The following is a 20,549-nucleotide window of genomic DNA, read 5'->3' on the forward strand; positions in this document are numbered from 1 at the left end:
AATGCCAGTGTAGGAGCGAGCTTGCTCGCGAAAAACGTCAACGATAACGCGTGCTTACTAAATAAACGCGGTGCCTTTGAGTTTTTCGCGAGCAAGCTCGCTCCTACAGCAATGATGCGTCAGGCTTTAGAACTGTGGGGTATAGGTCATGGTGAACATCACATTGCGTGGGTCGCCGTAGTAGTTGCTGCCCCAGTTCGCGTTGTAGGCCGGGATGTAATACTTCTTGTCGAACATGTTGTTCAGGTTTGCCGCCACGGTGAATTCCTGGTTGATCTTGTAGGCCACCCGCGAATCCCACAATGCATTACCCGGCACGCTGAAAGTACGGTCATAGGCTTCGGTGCTGCTTTGCGCGGTCACACCGGCACCCACGCTCCAATGCTGCCAATCGCCCGGCAACTGGTAATCGCCCCAGACCTTGAGCAAGTGCTTGGGGGTCCAGGTGCTGAAAATCTTGCCTTCGTAGGTATTGTCCTTGAGGAATTTAGTGGTGTTGTAGGTGTAGCTGGAGGCCAGCTGCAGGCCTGGCAGCACCTCACCACTGAGTGTGGCTTCAAAGCCTTGGCTGCGGACCTTGCCGGAAGCGACCGAGCAGTACCAACCATTGCAGTTCATTGGCCCTTGCAGGTCCTGCACGCTACGGTTTTCCTGGTCGTAACGGAAGATCGCAAACGAGGTATTGAGGCGCCCGTCAGCCAGCTCTCCCTTGACGCCCAACTCGTAGTTTTTGCCCTCGATAGGCTTGAGCAGGGAGCCGGAGGTGGTCAGGTTGGTTTGCGGCTCAAAGGCATCGGCATAGCTGGCGTAGGCCGACCACTGCTCGTTGAGCGCATAGACCAGGCCGGCGTAGGGCGTAACCTTGCCATTGGACTGGGTGGTATTGTCTTGCGGTGCACTATAGGCGCCTTTGAATCCACTCTGGCCAATGTAGGAATAGTCATACCAACTGGTACGCGCACCGACGATCAACGTCAGCGGGTCCAGGACTTTCACACGCCAGGTGCCATAGATGCCTTTCTGGCGGATGTCATACCAGCTTTTCGAGGCGGCACCCTCCTGAAACAATTGGTATTTGTCGCGCTGTGGGCGGTTGTGGTCGATGTTGAAGATATCCGCACCGGGATTTGAAGCCCGAGCCCACTGGTCGTCGGTGGTGAGCTTGGAATAGTTGGCGCCCAGCACCACTTCCTGCTGGAAGCCCAGCCCCTCAAACTTGCCGTTTACATACACATCCGCGCCGCGGCTCTTGGTATTGAAGTCGGTGATCCAATCCACATAGGGCACAGTGCCACCGCCGACGGGTACCGTGTCCCACGTCGCCTGGTAGGTTGCGTCGTTGTGTTCATCCATGGCTACCAGTGCGGCTTTCACTTTCCAGTCATCGTTGAAGCGATGCTCGATGTCGGCAAACACCTGAGTCTGATTGTTGACGTTGCGGTTCCAACTGGCGCCGACAAATGTAGAGCGCGGCAGACCGATATCACTGCCGTCGGCATAACGGGGCAACGACATGAAGTTGGGGCGCGAATGGCCCTTCTGGTTACTGATGCCCAGGCCGACGGTGGTGTCGGGAGTGAAATCGTAGTCGACGGCGCCATAAACCGTCTGATTCCAGCCACCCGCATAGTCGACGAAGGAGTCGGTGGTGTCGTAATCCGCTACGAAGCGGCCGCGCAAGGTGCCTTCGGCGTTCAGCGGGCCACCGACGTCGACCTGAGTGCCGTAGTGGTCCCATGATCCAGCCTTGGCGGTAATGGTCGCAGTCGGCGCTTGCTGCCCGCGCTTGCGCACCAGGTTCATGGTGCCGCCGGGGCTGTTGGCACCTTGCAGCAAGGCGGCCGGGCCACGCAGCGTCTCGACGCGGTCGTAAATGGCCATGTTTTCGGTGAGATAGCTGCCCAAGGTGTAAGTGTTACGTGGAATCCCCACACCGTCGTATTGCAGGGTACCGACCTCGAAACCACGGGAGAAGATGAACATACCGGAGCCGGGAGACTTGGTCGCTGTCAGGCCGGGCGTGCGTTTGACCACTTCAGAGAGCTTGGTGGTGTTCTGATCATCCATCTGCTTGCGGGTCATGACGCTGACCGACTGCGGGATGTCCTTGAGTTTTTGCTCGCCCTTGCCCAGGGTCACGGCCCCCGTGGTGTACGAGCCCGTGCCTTCGGTGGTGACGCCCAGGCGTTCGGCCGTGATGGTGGTGGCGCCCACTTCCAGGGCAGTGCCTGGTACCACACGTTTTTCCAGGGTGACGGTATCGGCATTGATAAACGCCGCGCTCAACCCCGTGCCGCCGAGCAGTTGCCCCAAGGCTTCACGCTGTCCCAGGTTGCCCTTCACACCCGGCGATGTCACCCCTTGGGTCAGCTCTCCATTCACTAGCACCTGAACCCGCGTCACCGCCGAGAACGCCGCCAGCGCAGCGTCCAGGCCCTGCCCGGGAATATCGAAGCGGTAAGTCTGGGCCTGGTTGGCCTCAGCGGCCTGCAGGTACGACGGCGCGATGCAACTGGCCAAGGAAATGGCCAGGGCCAGCAAGGGCCGTGTGGCGAATCGGTATGCCATGAATGGTGCTCCCCGGTACAAAAAGTCTGTGATCGGCGCCGCACTACTTGAGAGTGCTTACTATTTACGCCTCAGTGATCAAGGACGATGGCTTGCGGGGAAACCCTGAAAATATTTTGAAAAATTGCCGTCAGGACGCGTTGCCTTCACGTAACACCAGCAAATACGGGGTGTAGTGCTCGGCACGCAGGTTGAGGGTGTATTCCAACGCCTTGAGCACGGCATCGGGTTTGTCGATTTCGAACACGCCGGACACCACCCGATTGCGCAACGCATCACCGAGCACTAGCGTCTTGCCCGGCCAGTAGCGGTTCAGCTCAGAGACCACCACCGACAAAGGTTGCTGACGGAACACCAGTTGCCGCTGACGCCAGGCAAAGCCGCTGGCCGGGTCGAAACCGTGGGCGTGCGCAAGGTTCCGGTCCTGATACTCCACAGCCCGCCCCGGTTCCAGATAGACCGGCGTGCCGCTCCCTGCACTGACCTCAACCTTGCCCTGCGCCACCTGCACGCGCGTCTGATCATCACGCCGCGCCACACTGAACTGGGTGCCGACCACTCTCACCCAGCCGTCGCCCGACTGCACCACAAAGGGCCGTGCAGGATCCTTGGTCACATCGAAGAAACCTTCACCACGCAGCAAACGAATCTGCCGCTCACCCGCAGTCATGCGGATTTGCACCGCACTGTCGGTGTTGAGCTGAAGGTGGGAACCATCGGCCAGTTCGATGGTGCGCGACTCGCCAGTGCCGGTGGCGTAGTCGGCACGCAAGCGGTCAAGCCAGGGAGTGTTCTGCACGGTCAGGCCCACGGCCAGCAACACGGCAGCCGCATACGCCCAGCGCCGAAGCGGTTTACGCCAATTGGCCTGCTCGCCACGGCGAATGACTCGCGCCGGCTCACGCAGGCCGTCGAGCATCGCCTGCACTTCCTGCCAGGCATCATCCTGGGCCTGGCCCTGCCCGAGCCAGGCAGCAAAGGCGTCCATTTCAGCCGCGGTCAAGTCCTCGGCGTGCAGGCGGAAATACCAGCCGGACGCTTCTTCGAACAACACATCAGCAGTAGGCGGGGCAGTCATGACCGACGTCCTTGTGCATCGCAGGCTAGGCGCGTCTTGATGTACCCACGGCACTCAATCAAGGCGCGACGCAATTGGTATTCCACACTGCGCGGGCTGATCGACAGGCGTTCGCCAATCTCGCGGTAGGAAAGCTCGTCGACATGATAGAGCAGGAAGATCTGCCGAGTCGCCTCGGGCAGGCCCAGGATCGCATCCTGCATCAGTTGCTCCTGCTGATAGGCGGCCAGTTGTTCGTCGGCACCGGGGTTGCTGCAGGGCAGTTCTTCGCTCGGTGCGCCGGCATCCAGGCGCTCGCGGCGGATAGCCTGGCGCTGGTGGTCGCGCACCAGGTTGCTGGCAATGGTGAAGAGGAACGCGGGTAGGTTATCGATCTTCTCGCCGGACTCCAGGCGCGCCAGGCGCAGGAAGGATTCCTGGGTCAGGTCGGCAGCCACTTGGGCACTGCCGGTGCGGCGAGTGACGAAGGCTTCAAGGGCCTTCTTCTGCTCCGCGAACAGGCGCGCGATCTGCGAATTCCAGGAGAGCACGGCACTACCTTGAGAAGAACGTGGGGTTCAGGAGGTGTGCACGCTAGCAGAGGATGAGATTGATTCGCAATTGATATCTATTTTTGCCTTTGAGTCTGTGGTGTTCTTAAGACTGCCTTCGCGGGCAAGCCCGCTCCCACAGTTGACCGCGCCCCAACATGAGAATGCGGTCGACGGTGGGAGCTGGCTTGCCTGCGATGCAGGTGACTCGGTCTTACTGGATATCTTCCGGCTTGACGATCACCCAGTTCTTGTCCGCCGTCACCGGCAACCCTTCCTTGGCTTGAGCCGCCGCGTGCTTGGCGATCATGCCGTTGAGCTGGGTCATGTATTTGTCTTTGCGGTTGATCCACAAGTGGATGCCACCCTTGGAAACGTCCACATCGTGGAACAGCATGTAACCGTCGCTGGTGGGTGTATCACCGCCGACGATCACCGGTTTTTTCCACTCGTCGATATAGGTGAGGATCGCCGCGTGCTTGCCGACCATCCAGGTCGCCGGGGTCCACAGGTAAGGGGTCAGTTCCAGGCCGAGGTTGCTCTTCTCGTCATACTTGCCGGCAGTGATCTGTTTGCGTGCGGTGGTCAGCTCGCCGGTCTTGCGGTCCTTGAGCATCGTGGTCACGCCGATGACGTTCTCGGGTTTGACGTTGTAGCCGTACTTCGGATCAGCCGCGACCATGCGCACCAGCTCCTCGGACGCGGCGGTCATCACATAGACCTCGATGCCGTTTTCCATCAGCTTGTTGTACAGCTCGGCCTGGCCGGTGAAGACTTTCGGCGGCTGTACCTCGGATTTTTTCACCACGTCGCCTTCGAAATAGCTGACCGGCACGGGCTTGCCGGAGGCCATCAGCTCGTCGACCTGCACTTTGAGTTCCTTGAGGGTGAAGCCGGAAAAAATCTGCGCAACCCAGGGGTAGCAGACCATGTCGTCGACTTCGCACAGACGATAATAGTAGCTGAACAGACTTTCCTTATGATCGGCGGTGTCTTTGAAGGGGATAAGCTTGAGCGAAGGGTCCATGGTTTCGCGGGTGATCAGGCCCTTGTTTTCCATGAACGGCAGCAGCGACTCTTCAAGGTCGTAACGGTAGCTGGTGTTGTCCATGTCGAACACCGCGTAGTTACCCTTGTTGGCGTTGGCGGCGATCATTTCGTTGAGCTGTTTGGCGGCAGGTGCCGGCCAGTGTTTCAACTCGGTGGCGGCAAACGCCTGGCTGGCAAGCCCGAGGCAAAAGGCGGCGGATACCAATAGTTTCGGCGCGAGCTTCATAGGCGTTGTCTCCCTCAAGTGAAAGACATCGACGCTAACAAATCCGTATGACAGTTATCGCCCGAGCACGACCCAGGACGTCGTGATCACGCCAAGGGCATACGCCTGAGCGTCAAACCCTTATTCCAAAAACGACAGTTACCATTCCATATCGGTATTAAATCAATATATTTCAAGCTGTTAGGCTTCCCGGTTCGCAATCGCAGGCTCACGCGATTGGCTGCCTTCTCAACGGAGCTTCAATGAATCTGCCCCTGATTCTCAATTTATTGGTGTTCGTGGCCCTGTTGCTGGGCCTGGCACAAACTGGCCGTACTAACTGGAGCCTCGCCAAGAAGGTCCTGTTCGCCCTGGTGCTGGGCGTGCTGTTCGGTACGGCATTGCATACGGTTTATGGCGACGGTAACCCGGTGCTAAAAGCCTCCATCGGCTGGTTTGACCTGGTCGGCAATGGCTATGTGCAGTTGCTGCAAATGATCGTGATCCCGCTGGTGTTCGCTTCGATCCTCAGTGCCGTGGCGCGCCTGCACAACGCCTCGTCCCTGGGCAAGATCAGCTTTTTGACCATCGGCACGCTGCTGTTCACCACGGCCATCGCGGCGCTGATCGGCATCGGCTTGACCAACCTGTTCGGCCTCACCGCCGAGGGCCTGGTGGCCGGCACTCAGGAAATGGCGCGCCTGCAAGTGATCCAGAGTGATTACGCGGGCAAGGTCGCCGACCTGAATATCCCGCAGTTGCTGCTGTCGTTCGTGCCGGCCAACCCGTTCGCCGACCTGGCCCGGGCCAAACCGACGTCGATCATCAGCGTGGTGATTTTCGCCGCATTCCTTGGGGTTGCCGCGCTGCAACTGCTCAAGGACGACGTGGAAAAAGGCCAGAAAGTCCTTAACGCCATCGACACCCTGCAAGCCTGGGTCATGCGCCTGGTGCGCCTGGTGATGAAGCTGACCCCCTACGGTGTGCTGGCGCTGATGACCAAAGTGGTCGCCGGTTCCAACCTGCAAGACATCATCAAGCTGGGCAGTTTCGTGGTGGTGTCGTACCTGGCCCTGGGCCTGATGTTTGTGGTGCACGGTTTGCTGCTGTCGTTGGCCGGGATCAACCCGCTGCGCTTCTTCCGCAAGGTGTGGCCGGTGCTGACCTTCGCCTTCACCAGCCGCTCCAGCGCTGCAAGCATCCCGCTGAGCATTGAAGCGCAGACCCGTCGCCTGGGCATCCCGCAATCCATCGCCGGTTTCGCCGCCTCGTTTGGTGCGACCATCGGCCAGAACGGCTGTGCCGGTCTTTACCCTGCGATGTTGGCGGTGATGGTCGCCCCGACTGTGGGCATCAACCCGCTGGACCCGCTGTGGATCGCGACCCTGGTGGCGATTGTGACCTTGAGTTCGGCGGGCGTTGCCGGCGTCGGCGGCGGTGCGACCTTTGCCGCGCTGATCGTGCTGCCGGCCATGGGCTTGCCGGTGTCACTGGTGGCGCTGTTGATTTCCGTGGAACCGCTGATCGACATGGGCCGCACGGCGTTGAACGTGAATGGTTCGATGACGGCGGGGGCGATTACCAGCCAGATCATGGGGCAGACGGATAAGGCCTTGCTGGATGCCGATGAGCATGCCGAGTTAGCGCAGGCATAAAGGCTTATAACCTGTAGGAGCGAGCTTGCTCGCGAAGAACCTGAGGGCGCCGCGTTCATTCAGAATGCCCGCGTCATCGTTGACGATCTTCGCGAGCAAGCTCGCTCCTACACTAGTTGCGCTCCCACACTTCGAAGTTGTAGGCCGGTTTATCACCTTCGGCCGGATTCTCGACATTCGACACCAGCTTCCACTGGTTCATATCAAACGCTGGAAACCACGCATCCCCTTCCGGGCTGAGCGCCACCCGCGTCAGGTACAGGCGATCCGCCTGCTCCAGCCCCTGCGCATACAACTGCGCGCCGCCGATCAGCATCAGCTCGTCCACGCCTTGGGCCTTGGCCCACGCCTCAGCCCGCTCTACCGCCGCTTCAAGTGAGGGAAAAACTTCCGCACCTTCAAGCCTCAGATCGGTCTGACGGCTGACCACCAGGTTCAAGCGCCCCGGCAGCGGTCGACCCAGGGAGTCCCAGGTCTTGCGCCCCATGATGATCGGCTTGCCCAGCGTGGTGGCCTTGAAATACTTGAAATCCCCCGGCAAATGCCAGGGCATGCTGTTGTCGACGCCGATCACGCGGTTTTCACCGAGGGCTGCGATCAGGCTTAAAGGAAGAGTTTTTTTCATGGCGACGAGAATACCAGAGCCGCGAGTCAGCGGTTATGCTCCAACCTCATCAACACAACAGGACAGCGCGTGACTGCACTGAACCCGCTGCAAAAACTCTGGCTGACAGAAGCCGTGCGCCTGCGTGAAGAACACGCAGGCCCCCTGGAAGACCTGGAAGCCAACCGCCTGGCCCGTACGGCCGGGGGCGACCTGTCGACACGCATTACGCAGCGCGCCCTGCACCTGGCGGGGCGCGACGGCCTGACCGGCGCCCTCACACGCTGGCTGCAAGGCGCACGCCTGGCGCTGGTGTTGTTGGCAGTGGTGGCTGTGATCAGCGGCGCCGGGCTGGCGTTTGCTGCGCTGGGTAATGGCTTGACGCCGGTGAACGTGTTCTGGGCCCTGGGTAGCCTGCTGGGGTTGAACCTGATCCTGCTGATCAGTTGGGCTCTGGGCCTGTTGTTTGCCGGCGAACACAGCGCCAGCCTTGGGCGACTGTGGTTGTGGCTCAGCGAGAAACTGGCGCGTGACGCCAAGGCCGCACAGTTGGCACCCGCGCTACTGCTGTTGTTGCAACGGCAAAAACTCAATCGCTGGGCGGTGGGTGTGCTGGTCAACAGCCTGTGGCTGCTGGCCTTGCTCAGCGCCATGGTGATTCTGCTGACCCTGCTCGCCACCCGTCGCTACGGCTTTGTGTGGGAAACCACCATTCTCGGCGCCGATACGTTTGTCGCCGTGACCCAGGCCCTCGGCACACTCCCGGCTCTGCTCGGTTTCAATGTGCCCACCGTGGAGATGATCCGCGCCAGCGGCGACTCCGCGCTGAATATCGAAAGCGCCCGCCAGGCCTGGGCGGCCTGGCTGGTGGGCGTGTTGCTGGTCTACGGCCTGCTGCCGCGGTTGATCCTTGCCTTGCTGTGCCTGTGGCGATGGAAACGCGGGCGCGCAGCGTTGCGCCTGGATCTCAACCTGCCTGGCTACGCCCAACTGCGCGAACGCCTGATGCCCAGCAGCGAACGGCTTGGGGTCAACGATGCCGCGCCCGAACAGCTGTACCACGTCAGCGGCGGCGTCAGCGAGATGGAAAGCGACGGCGCCTTGCTGGTGGCCATCGAACTCGACGATCACCAGCCCTGGCCACCAAAACTGCCCGGCAACGTTAAAAACGCCGGCATCCTCGACAGCCGCGAATCACGCAACAAACTGCTGGAACAACTCAGCCGGTTCCCGCCGGCGCGCCTGGCTATCGTTTGCGACCCACGCCGCTCGCCGGATCGCGGCAGTCTGGCGCTGATCGCCGAACTGGCGCGCAGCGCAACCGCCACTCGTGTATGGCTGCTGCAAGCACCGCCGGGCCAGGCGCTGGACGCCGAGCGCCTGGGTGACTGGCACACTGCGCTGCAACAACTTGAGCTGCCGTTTGCCGACTGCGCGCCGTTGAACTGGCTGGAGACCGGGCATGACTAAACCGCTGAAACTCGCCGTGGTCGGCCACACCAACGTCGGCAAGACCTCACTGCTGCGCACCCTCACCCGTGACGTGGGCTTCGGCGAAGTCTCCCATCGCCCCAGCACCACGCGGCACGTCGAAGGCGCACGCTTGTCGGTGGATGGCGAAGCCTTGCTGGAGCTGTACGACACGCCCGGCCTGGAAGACGCCATCGCCCTGCTCGACTATCTGGAGCGCTTGGACCGCCCCGGCGAACGCCTGGACGGGCCCGCGCGCCTGGCGCGTTTTCTGGAAGGCAGCGAAGCCCGTCAACGGTTCGAACAGGAAGCCAAGGTGTTGCGCCAATTGCTGGCTTCGGACGCCGGCCTGTATGTGATCGACGCCCGCGAGCCGGTGCTGGCCAAGTACCGCGATGAGTTGCAAGTGCTGGCCAGTTGCGGCAAACCCTTGTTACCGGTGCTCAACTTCGTCACCAGCAGCGACCAGCGCGAGCCGGACTGGCGCGAAGCCCTGGCCCGCCTCGGCCTGCACGCGCTGGTGCGTTTTGACAGCGTGGCGCCGCCGGAAGACGGTGAACGACGTCTGTACGAAAGCCTCGCCCTGCTGCTGGAAAACTCCCGCCCGCAGCTGGAACGCCTGATCCTTGATCAAGAGGCCCAACGCCTGGCCCGCCAGCAAAGCGCCGCCCGCTTGATCGCCGAATTGTTGATCGACTGCGCGGCCTGCCGTCGCAGTGTCGTTACCGAAGATGAACAGCAAGCCATCGGCGATCTGCGCAAAGCGGTGCGCCAACGCGAACAAAAGTGCGTCGAAGCCCTGCTCAAACTGTTCGGCTTTCGCCCACAGGATGCCGCCGCCAGTGACCTACCGTTGCTCGACGGTCGCTGGGGCGATGACTTGTTCAACCCCGAGACCCTCAAGCAGCTTGGCGTGCGGGTCGGCGGCGGGATCGCCGCGGGCGCTGCGGCCGGTGCTGGCGTGGATCTGCTGGTCGGCGGCCTGACCCTTGGCGCTGCTGCCCTGGCCGGAGCTATCGCCGGTGGCGCCCTGCAAACCGCACGCAGCTACGGCAGTCGCCTGCTCGGCAAGATCAAGGGCCAGCGCGAGCTGACCGTCGACGACAGCGTATTGCGCCTGCTCGCCCTGCGCCAACGCCAACTGCTCAAGGCCCTGAACCTGCGCGGCCATGCGGCGATGCACAGCATCAAGGTCGACACGCCCCAGGACAAAACCTGGCGCGAAGGCAAACTGCCCGACGCCTTGCACAAGGCCCGCGCCTATCCACAATGGTCATCCTTGAACCCCCACGCGAAACTGAGCCAGGCCGAGCGCCAGGAGCAGGTTGAAGCCCTGGCCCAGCGCCTGGACCAGACCTGAGCTACAAAATACCTGCGTGTTCCAGGTTTATGAGGCCTCACCCCACAACATGCGGATATTGCGCTCGGCCAGCGCCGGGCCCACGCTCATGCCCACGCCGGTGTGCATCAACGCAGCACTGACGCCGGGTGCCGCCTGCACAAACGAAAACGGCCCCGGCCCGCGTGCACCGTAGACGCCTTGCCAGCGTTCGACCACCTGGATGCTGCACCCCAGGGTCTGTTCGGCCAGCTCGATCATCCAGTCATCGATCTGCTCGGCATTGAAGGGCGACGGGTCGCTGTCGTAATGGTGGGAGTCGCCGATGATCAGTTCGCCATGGGGCGTGGGGCTGATCAGCAGGTGAATGCCATGCTCCTGCAGATGCGGCGTTTCGCGCAGGATCTGCGCCTGGACCGCAGCGGCTTCCGGCAGGTCGGCGAAAGCGCCGTAATGCACACAACTCAAGCCGGTGAGCAGGGCGTGTTGCAGGTTCAGATTAAGCACCGGCCGCGCACGCAGCATTTGCAAGCGGCAGGTGTGCGGGTTGAGCGGGGCGATGGATTCGGCCAGCAGGGTTTGATAGTCGTGGCCTGAACAGATAACGATCTGCTCCCCGCGAAAGCTGCCGGCCGTGCTGTGCAGCTGGCCCGGCTCTACGTCGCGTACCAGCGTGGAGAAATGGAACTCCACGTTCAGGTGCTGGCTCAGGTAATGGATCAGCGCCGGGATCGCCTCACGGGAGTACAGCTGCTGGTCATCCTTGCCATGCAACGCGGCGCGGTGATGGCGGAACTGGCCCGCGTACAGGTCGTTCATGACAGCGCCCTGCAGCAACTCCACGTTATAGCCGTGCTCCCGGGCACGCCCGGCGCAGAAGGCTTCGAGCAGATGCTCTTCGGCTTCGGTACGGGCGAACAGGTAGGAGCCATTGCGCTTGAGCGCCAGGCCCGCCGCTTGCGCCCAATGGCCCCATATTTCGCGGCTTTCCCGCGCCAGCTCCAGCATTGGCCCTGGTGGTTGACCGGTGACCAGCGCCTGGCCGAAGTTGCGCACCGAGGCGCCCAATGGCGTGGCGGTGCGCTCGAACACCTTGACCTTGAGGCCGCGCCTGGCGGCGGCATAGGCGTGGGAGAGACCAAGGATGCCGGCGCCGACGATCAGTAAATCGCTGTGTTGTGTCATGACATGATGTTCCTGTCCTTGAGGCCGCAATCGCAGGCAAGCCAGCTCCCACACTTGAACGGGTTCACACATCAAAATGTGGGAGCTGGCTTGCCTGCGATTGCGGCCATCAGCCCTAACGAAAGTCCTACTGACCGGCTACCTTCTCCGACTTACCGTCATAACGCTTACGCCATTCGGCCAGGATGCTGTCGCGATTCTTCGACGCCCAGGCAAAGTCGTTCTTGATCAACCGTTGCTCATAGTCCGCCGGTAACTCGGTCTGCGGCTTGGCAATCCCCGGCTGGGCGAGCACGGCAAAGTTTTCCTTGTACAGGTCCATCGCCGCGGTGCTGGCAGAGAAGTCGGCGAGTTTTTTCGCCGCGTCGGCATGGGCAGTGCCTTTGATCACAGCGGTGGCTTCAATCTCCCAGCCCAGGCCTTCTTTGGGCAGGATGATCTCCAGCGGGGCGCCCTGACGCTTGAGCTGAACCGCCGGGTATTCGAAGGAAATGCCAATCGGAAACTCACCGGACGCCGCCAGCTTGCACGGCTTGGAGCCGGAGTGAACGTACTGGCCGATGTTCTGGTGCAGGTCGTCCATGTACTGCCAGCCCTGCTTCTCGCCGAAGGTCTGCAACCAGGCACTCACATCCAGAAAGCCCGTGCCGGAGGACGCCGGGTTGGGCATCACGATCTTGCCCTTGTATTCAGGCTTGGTCAGGTCCTGCCAGCTCACCGGTTTGGTCAAGCCCTGCTTCTGGGCTTCGACGGTGTTGAAACAGAGGGTCGCGGCCCACACGTCCATGCCCACCCAAGCCGGCGGGTTGGCGGGGTCGCGATAGTTCTTGCCGATCTTGTCCAGATCTTTGGGCGCGTAGTTGTCCAACATGCCTTGCTGGTCGAGGATCGCCAGGCTGGAGGCGGCCAGGCCCCACACCACGTCAGCCTGGGGGCGGTCTTTTTCGGCCAGCAGCTTGGCGGTGATAATGCCGGTGGAGTCGCGTACCCACTTGATCTCGATGTCGGGGTTGGCCTGTTCGAAGGCTTTTTTGTAGGTCTTCAACTGCTCGGCTTCAAGGGCCGTGTACACGGTCAATTCGGTCTTGGCGAAGGCATTCAGGCTGAATGCCGTGAGTACCGCAGCGACCAGCGCCAGGGGCTTGAACATGGAGCACCTCCTTCAGGATGTTTATTGGCCGGGCGCGATCTGGCGCCAGGCTTGGGAGCGACGCAGCGCGCCACGTGAGGCCCACGCCAGCAGCAGCGAGACGCCGACTGAGGTGAACAGGATCAGGGTCGACATGGCCGCCGCGCCGCCCACGTTGCCGGCGTCGTCCATGTTCAGCACGGCGACGGCGGCGAGGATGGTGTCGGGGCTGTAAAGAAAGATCGCAGCGGACACGGTGGTCATCGCCGACACAAACAGGTAGCGCAGGATATCCAGCAGCGCCGGCAGGCAGATCGGCACCGTGACGCGCCAATAGTGGCGGTACAACGGCGCCTTGAGTGACAACGCCGCCGCTTCGAACTCGGCGTCCAGTTGGCGCAGGGCGGTGGTCGCGGTCATCTGCGCGGTGGTCAGGTAGTGCGCAATGGTGCACACCACCAGCAACGCCATGCTGCCGTAGAACACGTGCAGCGGGTTGCCGTTGAGGTTGAAAAAGAACACGTACCCCAGGCCCAGCACCAGGCCCGGCACCGCCATCGGTACGAAGCTGAGCATACGCAGCGCCAGGTTCAGGTTTTTCTGGCCCTTGGTTTTTTCCATCAGGTAGGCGCCGGTGAAGATCAGCACACTGCCAATCAACGCCGTGCACAGCGCCATGGTCAGGCTGTTGCGATAGGCCAGCCAGCCGCCGCCGGCGGTGTCTTCGAACTGGTAATGGTTGAGCGACAGCGACAGGTTGTACGGCCAGAACTTTACCAGTGAGGAATACACCGCCATGCCGAACACCAACAGCAATACCGCGCAGATCAGCAGCACGATGGCCAGGTAGCAACCGTCACGCAGCCGCGATGGCGCGGGCTGGAACACCTGCGCGCGACCGCTCATCGAGTCGCCATGCCGACGACGCAACCAGGCATCCACGCCAAAGCTGAACAGTGCCGGCAGCAGCAACACCATGCCGATCAACGCGCCGCGCCCGAACTGTTGCTGGCCGACCACCGCCTTGTAGGCTTCCAGCGCCAGCACCTGGTAATCACCACCGACCACCACCGGTACACCAAAGTCAGTGATGGTCAGGGTGAACACCAGGCAGAACGCGGCGAACACTGCCTGGCGCGTGGCCGGCCAGGTGATACTGCGAAATGCCCGGGCCGGGCTGGCGCCCATGCTCGAAGCGGCGTCGAACAAGCGCGCATCCGCCAGGGACAGCGCCGAGAGCAAGATCATCAAGGCATGGGGAAAGGTGTAAATCACCTCACCGAGCACAATGCCCCAGAAACCGTAGATATTGTCCGAGAACAAGCCGCGCAACATGCCCTGGTTGCCGAACAGATAGACCAGAGCAATGCCCGGCAGCATCGACGGGGCCATCAACGGCAGCAACGACAACCCACGCCAGACCGCCTTGCAGGGGATCAGCGTACGTTGCAGCGCGTAGGCAAACAGATAGGCCAGCGGTACGACGATGGCCGCCACGCTGAGGGAAACTTTCAGGCTATTGCCCAGCAACCAGTGGAAGTTGGCGCTGCTCAGCAGTTCCCGCGCGGCCACCAGGCCACCGCCCTGCCCGGCTTCGCTGCTGAAACCGCGCCAGAAGATCGCCAGCAGCGGCAACAGCACCGCCACCACCAACAGGCAGAGCCAGAGCCATTTGCCGCCGACCACAAAGAGACGGTCGCCCCACTCGGCGCGGGACACCTGACGCGGTACCGGCAATGTCATGACCGCGGCCATCTCAGGCAAACACCTGCAGGCTGCGCGGCGGCAAGGCCACCCAGATGTCCTGGGCGCCGAGGCGCGGCATGGCTTCAGGCGCCAGCTCGGCCAGCAACGGATGGCCCGGCAACTGTTCCAGCTCAAAGCTCATGCGGCAGCGATTGCCCAGGAAGGTAATTTCGCGGACCCTGGCCGGGAACAGGTTTTCTTCATGCACCGTCGGGTTGACGCTGATCGCTTCGGGGCGACAGAACAGGCGACCGGATGCGGCCACACCGGCATCGTCGGCCAGGCGCATATTTATCCCGCCGACCTGAGCATGGCTGGCACTGCTGCGGCTGAACGGCAACCAGTTGCCCTGGCCGACAAACTCGGCCACGAACGGCGTCGCCGGGCGGTCGTAGATTTCCTGAGGCGTGGCGTACTGCTCGACCTTGCCGTTATTCATCACGGCAATGCGGTCGGCCATCAGCATGGCTTCGTCCTGGTTGTGGGTCACCATCAAGGTGGTAATGCCCAGGCGCCGCTGCAATTGGCGCAGCTCAGTGCACAAATGCTCGCGCACGCGGGCATCGAGGGCCGACATCGGCTCATCCAGCAGCAATAACGAAGGGGCCGGCGCCAATGCACGGGCCAGAGCGACGCGCTGCTGCTGGCCGCCGGAGAGTTGGCCGGGGTATTTCTTTTCGCTGCCGACCAGGCCGACCAGCTCCAGCATCTGCGCGACACGCTTGCGCACTTCATCGCGGCCGCTGCCCGTAAGGCCATAGCCGATGTTCGCTTCAACGCTGAGGTTGGGAAATAACGCGTAGGACTGGAACAGGATGCCGTAGTCCCGCGCCTGGGGTGGCAGCAGGGACACGTCGCGCTCGCCCAGGTAAAGCTCACCGCTGTCCTGGCGCTCCAGGCCGGCGATGCAGCGCAGCAAGGTGGTCTTGCCGCAGCCGGACGGGCCCAGCAGGCACACCAGCTCGCCGGCGGCGACGTCCAGGGACACGTTGTCCAGCGCGGTGAAGGCGCCAAAGCGTTTCTGGATCCCGCGCACCTTCATGGGCGCGCCGGGTTGGGTCAGGGCTGTGTTCATGCAAGGCACCTCATCGAACGGATGAAGGCCATGCTAGGGGGGCAATGCGTAGCGGGTGTGGCAGAAAGGCAAAAGCAGGTGATAGTGGTATTGGTGGATTTGTGTAGGACTCAAGGAGATGGGTGACTCATGGTCCGCTATCGCAGGCAAGCCAGCTCCCACACTTGAATAGGTTCACACATCAAAATGTGGGAGCTGGCTTGCCTGCGATGGCCATTTAAAAGCCGCCATCCATGTTCAGAGGGGTGACATTTCCTGAGCCAGACCAAGGAATGCCGCCGGCAGCCGCGCACTTTTACGCTCTTTGAGGCAATACAGATACTCCGGAATCTGCGGCGCATTCTCGATGGTCAGCACGCGCAACTGCGGGTCATGGGGCACTTCCTGGCGAGCGATGATGCTGATGCCGATATTGCGCAGCACCGCCTCGCGAATCGACTCACGGCTGCCAATCTCCAGCAACGGCCCATACCCCACGCCGCCGCTCTTCAACATTTCTTCGGTCAGCCTGCGGGTGGTTGAGCCCGCTTCACGCATCAGCAGCGTATGCCCGGCCAGCGCACTCAACGACACATGCTCAAGCCTGGCCAACGGGTGATTACGATGCACCGCCAGTACCAGTGGGTCGGTGCCCAGTACACGGCGGATCAGGCGCGGGTCGTCCAACAATTGCGAAGAGGCCGCGACATCGACGCGGTAATCATCCAGCGCCTCAAGCACCTGCTGGGAGTTGCCGATTTCTACCGACACTTCCACGTGCGGCAGGCGTTCACGAAAGGCTTTGACCAGGTCGAGAATGTAATACGGCGCGGTCGCGGCAATCCGCAGCGCGCCCTGGACCTGGCCATTGTTGCGCAGGAAAAACTCGATATCCGCTTCCTGCTGCAACAGCGCCTTGACCATCGGCAGCAGCCGCGCGCCTTCGTCGCTGACCGTCAGGCGACGACCGCCGCGGTAAAACAGTTCAACGCCGTACTGGCTCTCCAGGTTGCGGATCTGGGTGGTCACCGTGGGCTGGCTCAGGCCGAGTTTTTTCGCCGCCTGGGTGATGCTGCCCAGGCGGGCGACCATGAAAAACGCCTTTAACTCAGCACTCAGCACACCACCCTCTCATCCTCTATTTGCGCAACAGGCGCAGGCCATTGAACACCACCAGCAAGCTCACGCCCATGTCGGCGAAGACCGCCATCCACATGGTCGCCATGCCCATAAACGTGACGGCCAGGAAGATCGCCTTGATCACCAGCGCCAGGGCGATGTTCTGCTTGAGGATACTCGACGTTTGCCGCGACAGCCGAATGAAAGCCGGAATTTTGCGCAAATCATCATCCATCAACGCCACGTCGGCGGTTTCGATGGCGGTATCGGTGCCCGCCGCGGCCATGGCGAAGCCGATCTCGGCACGAGCCAGGGCCGGGGCGTCGTTGATGCCATCACCGACCATGCCCACCCTATGGCCCTGGCCGTAGAGGGTTTCGATGGCTTGCAGCTTGTCGGTGGGCAACAGGTCGCCCTGGGCTTGGTCGATACCGACCTGGGCTGCAATGGCCTGGGCGGTGTGGGTGTTGTCACCCGTGAGCATCAGGGTCTTGATGCCCAGGTCGTGCAGTTGCTGAATGGCTTCGCGGCTGCTCTCCTTGACTGTGTCGGCCACGGCAAACAGCGCCAGGGGGCCGGACTTGTCCAGCAGCAGCACGACGGACTTACCTTGTTTTTCCAGGGCGAAGAGTTTTTCTTCCAACGCCTCTGAGCACAAGCCCAGGTCTTCCACCAGGCGGTGGTTGCCCAGGTGATAGGTCTGGCCGTTGATGTCGCCGCGCACACCGCGCCCGGCCAGGGCCTCGAAGTTATCCACAGCGTGAGTCGATAGGTTTTTATCCACAGCCGCATTGGCAATCGCCAGGGAGACCGGGTGATCGGAGCGCGATGCCAAGCTGGCAGCCAAGGCCGGCGCGCTGTCTTCGAGATTCGGGAACAGCGGCAGGTAATCGGTTTGCACCGGTTTGCCGTGGGTGATGGTGCCGGTCTTGTCGAGGGCCAGGTAGTCGAGCTTGTAGCCGCCCTCCAGGTAAACGCCGCCCTTGATCAGGATGCCTTTGCGCGCCGCTGCTGCCAGGCCGCTGACGATGGTCACCGGGGTGGAGATCACCAGGGCACAAGGGCAGGCCACCACCAGCAGCACGAGGGCGCGGTAGATCCAGTCAAACCACACGCCCGCCATGAACAGCGGCGGAATCACCGCCACACCGAGGGCAAACAGGAAGACAGCCGGGGTGTAGACCCTGGAGAAACTGTCGACAAAGCGCTGGGTCGGAGCACGCGCACCCTGGGCCTGTTCCACCGCGTGAATGATCCGCGCCAGGGTCGAGTTGTTGGCCGCTGCAGTGACCTTGTATTCCAGGGAACCGGCCTGATTGATGGTGCCGGCGAAGACTTTATCGCCTACAGCCTTTTCAATCGGCAGGCTTTCCCCGGTGATCGGCGCCTGGTCGATAGTGGACTGACCGGCGGTAACTTCACCATCCAGACCAATACGCTCGCCGGGTTTTACCCGCACGATTGCGCCCAGTTCTATACTTTTGACTTCCTGTTCCAGCCATGAACCGTCGGCCTGGCGCACGGTCGCCTGCTCCGGGGTCATCTGCATCAAGCCGCTGATGGCATTGCGCGCCCGGTCCAGGGACTTGGCCTCGATCAACTCGGCCACGGTAAACAGGAACATCACCATCGCCGCTTCCGGCCACTGACCAATCAGGATGGCGCCGGTCACGGCGATGCTCATCAGCGCGTTGATGTTCAAGTTGAGGTTTTTCAGGGCGATCCCGCCCTTTTTGTAGGTGGTCAAACCGCCGCTGAGGATCGACACCAGCGCCACCAGCGCGATCACCCAGGTCGGTGCCACGCCCGTGAAGTGCAGCACTTCGGCCCCCAGAGCGCCCACGCCCGACAGTGCCAGTGGCCACCAGTGCTTCTTGGCGGGCGGCGCGGCGGCGGGGCTGCCTTCCTCGATCGGGTCGGCCTGCATACCGATGGACTTGATCGCCGCGATGATCGGCGCCGTGTTCGGCAGGTCATGGGTGACGCCGAGGATGCGGTTGATCAGGTTGAATTCCAGTTGCTGCACGCCAGCGAGCTTGCCCAGCTTGTTCTGGATCAGCGTCTGCTCGGTGGGGCAGTCCATGGCTTCGATGCGGAAGGTGCTCAAGCGCGAGCCGGCGGTGGGCGCTTCACTCAAGGTCACTATGGCGGGCCCGGCAGCGCCGGAGCAGCAGGAGCCGGAATGGCCGTGGTTATCCACAGGCGTGAGTTTGGCTGGCCCATGGTCATGTTTGTGATCATGGCCGTGGTCATGAGCGTGCTCGTGATCGTGGTCGTGCTTGTGCGGGGTGTGAATGGAATGGCTCATCAGGTCGCGTCCGTAAAGGTGCCTGTTGCCAAGTAAAGACCCTGTAGCCACTATAGGGTCAAGCACCCATTTGGAGATTGCTGCGATGAAGATCGGCGAACTGGCCAAACTCACCGATTGCCCGGTGGAAACCATCCGTTATTACGAAAAGGAAAACCTGCTGCCGCCCCCTGCACGCACCGATGGCAACTACCGCGTGTACACCCAGGCGCACACCGAGCGGCTGACCTTTATCCGCAACTGCCGCAGCCTGGACATGACCCTCGAAGAAATCCGAAGCCTGTTGGGGCTACGCGACAGCCCTCAGGACCAGTGCGAAAGCGTGAATGCGTTGATCGACGAACATATCCACCATGTGAAAGCGCGGATCGACGGGTTGCTGGCGTTACAGGAGCAACTGCTGGACTTGCGTCAACGCTGCGGCGGCGGGAACCAGTGCGGCATCCTGCAGCAGTTGGAAGTCAGCGGAGCGATTGCGGCCAGCGAGGCCGAGCCTTCGCATGTGGGCAGAAGCCACGGCCACTAAACTCAAGCGAACACGCAACCCATGTGGGAGCTGGCTTGCCTGCGATAGCGGTGGGCCCGCGACATTGATGTCGCCTGACACTCCGCTATCGCAGGCAAGCCAGCTCCCACAGTTTTTTACCGCGATGGGCCGTTAGATAGCCACGTCCGCCTTGATGCTTGGGTCGGCGTCGTAACCCACGATTTCAAAGTCTTCGAACTTATAGTCATAGATCGACGCAGGCTTACGCTTGATCACCAGCTCCGGCAGTTTTTTCGGCGTACGCGCCAACTGGGTCTGGATCTGTTCCATGTGGTTACTGTAAGCGTGGGTGTCGCCTGTGGTGACGATGATCTCGTGAGGGATCAGGTCGCATTGCTGGGCCAGCATATGGGTCAGCAACGCCAGCGCGGCGGTGTTATACGGCAGGCCCAGGAACACGTCAGAGCTGCGGATATACAGCTGCATCGACAGATGGCCGTCGTGCACGAACGCCTGATACAGCAAGTGGCACGGCGGCAGCGCCTGCTTGCCGTTGCGCGCGTTCTCCTGCGGGCTTTGGGTCTCGTCCGGCAGGTATTCGACGTTCCAGCCATGGAACAGGATGCGGCGGCTGTTGGGGTTGGTCTTGAGTGTGTGCACCATGTAGTCGATCTGGTTGATCGTGCCGCCGTCCTTGGTCGGCCAGGCGGTCCACTGCTCGCCGTAGACCGGGCCCAGGTCGCCGTCTTCGGTGGCCCACTCATCCCAAATCTTCACGCCATTTTCGTTGAGCCACTTGATGTTGGTGTTGCCGCTCAACATCCAGATCAATTCGTTGGCGATGCTTTTGAAGTGCAGCTTCTTGGTGGTCAGCAGCGGGAAGCCGTCGGCCAGGTTATGCCGATACTGACGCGCAAACACAGCCTTGGTGCCGGTGCCGGTGCGGTCGCCCTTGGTCAGGCCATTGGTCACGACGTCGTGCAGCAGTTCGAGATATTGCTTCATGTTTTTACCCGTATCGT

General features: G+C 61.7%; 16 protein-coding genes and 1 pseudogene. 4 read left to right on the plus strand and 13 right to left on the minus strand.

What is annotated here, in order from left to right; genetic code table 11:
• Positions 1–126: 126 nt before the first annotated feature.
• The 4 genes from JFT63_RS13565 to JFT63_RS13580 all read right to left on the minus strand — a co-directional run bounded on the left by JFT63_RS13565 (position 127) and on the right by JFT63_RS13580 (position 5,452).
• Complete coding sequence (locus tag JFT63_RS13565; protein ID WP_198706611.1) at positions 127–2,568, minus strand: TonB-dependent siderophore receptor; 2,442 nt, start codon at positions 2,566–2,568, stop codon at positions 127–129.
• Positions 2,569–2,698: 130 nt separating this feature from the next.
• Positions 2,699–3,646 (minus strand): FecR family protein, encoded by a 948-nt coding sequence (locus tag JFT63_RS13570; protein WP_057702094.1) that lies wholly within the window; start codon positions 3,644–3,646, stop codon positions 2,699–2,701.
• A complete protein-coding gene (locus tag JFT63_RS13575) occupies positions 3,643–4,176 on the minus strand; it encodes an RNA polymerase sigma factor (protein ID WP_198844144.1) in 534 nt (177 codons plus the stop codon). Before JFT63_RS13575 ends, JFT63_RS13570 begins: the two co-directional genes overlap by 4 nt.
• 214 nt (positions 4,177–4,390) lie before the next feature.
• Positions 4,391–5,452 (minus strand): haloacid dehalogenase-like hydrolase, encoded by a 1,062-nt coding sequence (locus tag JFT63_RS13580; protein WP_198844145.1) that lies wholly within the window; start codon positions 5,450–5,452, stop codon positions 4,391–4,393.
• 242 nt (positions 5,453–5,694) lie between these two features.
• Between JFT63_RS13580 and JFT63_RS13585 the strand changes: the two genes are divergently transcribed.
• Positions 5,695–7,086, plus strand: coding sequence for an L-cystine transporter (locus tag JFT63_RS13585; RefSeq protein WP_198844146.1), 1,392 nt, complete (start codon positions 5,695–5,697; stop codon positions 7,084–7,086).
• 12 nt (positions 7,087–7,098) lie between these two features.
• Here JFT63_RS13585 and JFT63_RS30090 read toward each other — a convergent pair.
• Positions 7,099–7,185 (minus strand): annotated as a pseudogene (locus tag JFT63_RS30090) (outer membrane lipoprotein carrier protein LolA); the annotation flags it as partial.
• A 13-nt stretch (positions 7,186–7,198) separates the two neighbouring features.
• On the minus strand, positions 7,199–7,711 hold the full coding sequence (locus JFT63_RS13590; protein ID WP_198844147.1) for a dihydrofolate reductase: 513 nt from the start codon (positions 7,709–7,711) through the stop codon (positions 7,199–7,201).
• Positions 7,712–7,780: 69 nt separating this feature from the next.
• Between JFT63_RS13590 and JFT63_RS13595 the strand changes: the two genes are divergently transcribed.
• Both JFT63_RS13595 and JFT63_RS13600 read left to right on the plus strand, forming a co-directional pair.
• On the plus strand, positions 7,781–9,160 hold the full coding sequence (locus JFT63_RS13595) for a DUF2868 domain-containing protein (RefSeq protein WP_198844148.1): 1,380 nt from the start codon (positions 7,781–7,783) through the stop codon (positions 9,158–9,160).
• Positions 9,153–10,520: a DUF3482 domain-containing protein gene (locus JFT63_RS13600; RefSeq protein WP_057702089.1), complete on the plus strand. Its 1,368-nt coding sequence runs from the start codon at positions 9,153–9,155 to the stop codon at positions 10,518–10,520. The genes JFT63_RS13595 and JFT63_RS13600 overlap by 8 nt, the downstream gene beginning before the upstream one ends.
• A gap of 27 nt (positions 10,521–10,547) precedes the next feature.
• On the opposite strand, the gene JFT63_RS13605 is transcribed toward JFT63_RS13600, so the two are convergent.
• The 6 genes from JFT63_RS13605 to JFT63_RS13630 all read right to left on the minus strand — a co-directional run bounded on the left by JFT63_RS13605 (position 10,548) and on the right by JFT63_RS13630 (position 19,040).
• Positions 10,548–11,684: a TIGR03364 family FAD-dependent oxidoreductase gene (locus tag JFT63_RS13605; protein ID WP_198844149.1), complete on the minus strand. Its 1,137-nt coding sequence runs from the start codon at positions 11,682–11,684 to the stop codon at positions 10,548–10,550.
• Positions 11,685–11,811: 127 nt separating this feature from the next.
• A complete protein-coding gene (locus JFT63_RS13610; RefSeq protein ID WP_198844150.1) occupies positions 11,812–12,834 on the minus strand; it encodes a putative 2-aminoethylphosphonate ABC transporter substrate-binding protein in 1,023 nt (340 codons plus the stop codon).
• 21 nt (positions 12,835–12,855) lie between these two features.
• Positions 12,856–14,568, minus strand: a complete 1,713-nt coding sequence (locus JFT63_RS13615) for a putative 2-aminoethylphosphonate ABC transporter permease subunit (RefSeq protein WP_198844151.1) — start codon at positions 14,566–14,568, stop codon at positions 12,856–12,858.
• A 1-nt stretch (position 14,569) separates the two neighbouring features.
• Positions 14,570–15,634 carry a putative 2-aminoethylphosphonate ABC transporter ATP-binding protein gene (locus tag JFT63_RS13620; RefSeq protein ID WP_198844152.1) on the minus strand — a complete coding sequence of 355 codons (1,065 nt, stop codon included), beginning with the start codon at positions 15,632–15,634 and terminating at the stop codon, positions 14,570–14,572.
• Positions 15,635–15,871: 237 nt separating this feature from the next.
• Positions 15,872–16,735, minus strand: a complete 864-nt coding sequence (locus tag JFT63_RS13625; protein WP_186561621.1) for a LysR family transcriptional regulator — start codon at positions 16,733–16,735, stop codon at positions 15,872–15,874.
• Between the two features lie 16 nt (positions 16,736–16,751).
• Positions 16,752–19,040 (minus strand): heavy metal translocating P-type ATPase, encoded by a 2,289-nt coding sequence (locus tag JFT63_RS13630; protein ID WP_198844153.1) that lies wholly within the window; start codon positions 19,038–19,040, stop codon positions 16,752–16,754.
• A gap of 85 nt (positions 19,041–19,125) precedes the next feature.
• On the opposite strand from JFT63_RS13630, the gene cadR reads away from it, so the two are divergent.
• Entirely contained in the window at positions 19,126–19,566 is a 441-nt protein-coding gene (cadR, locus tag JFT63_RS13635) for a Cd(II)/Pb(II)-responsive transcriptional regulator (RefSeq protein WP_020301838.1), read from the plus strand.
• A 132-nt stretch (positions 19,567–19,698) separates the two neighbouring features.
• Here cadR and JFT63_RS13640 read toward each other — a convergent pair whose 3' ends face one another.
• A complete protein-coding gene (locus JFT63_RS13640) occupies positions 19,699–20,532 on the minus strand; it encodes a thymidylate synthase (protein WP_005792328.1) in 834 nt (277 codons plus the stop codon).
• Positions 20,533–20,549 lie beyond the last annotated feature (17 nt).

This window comes from Pseudomonas sp. MF7453 (assembly GCF_016405455.1).
Lineage (GTDB): Bacteria > Pseudomonadota > Gammaproteobacteria > Pseudomonadales > Pseudomonadaceae > Aquipseudomonas > Aquipseudomonas paralactis.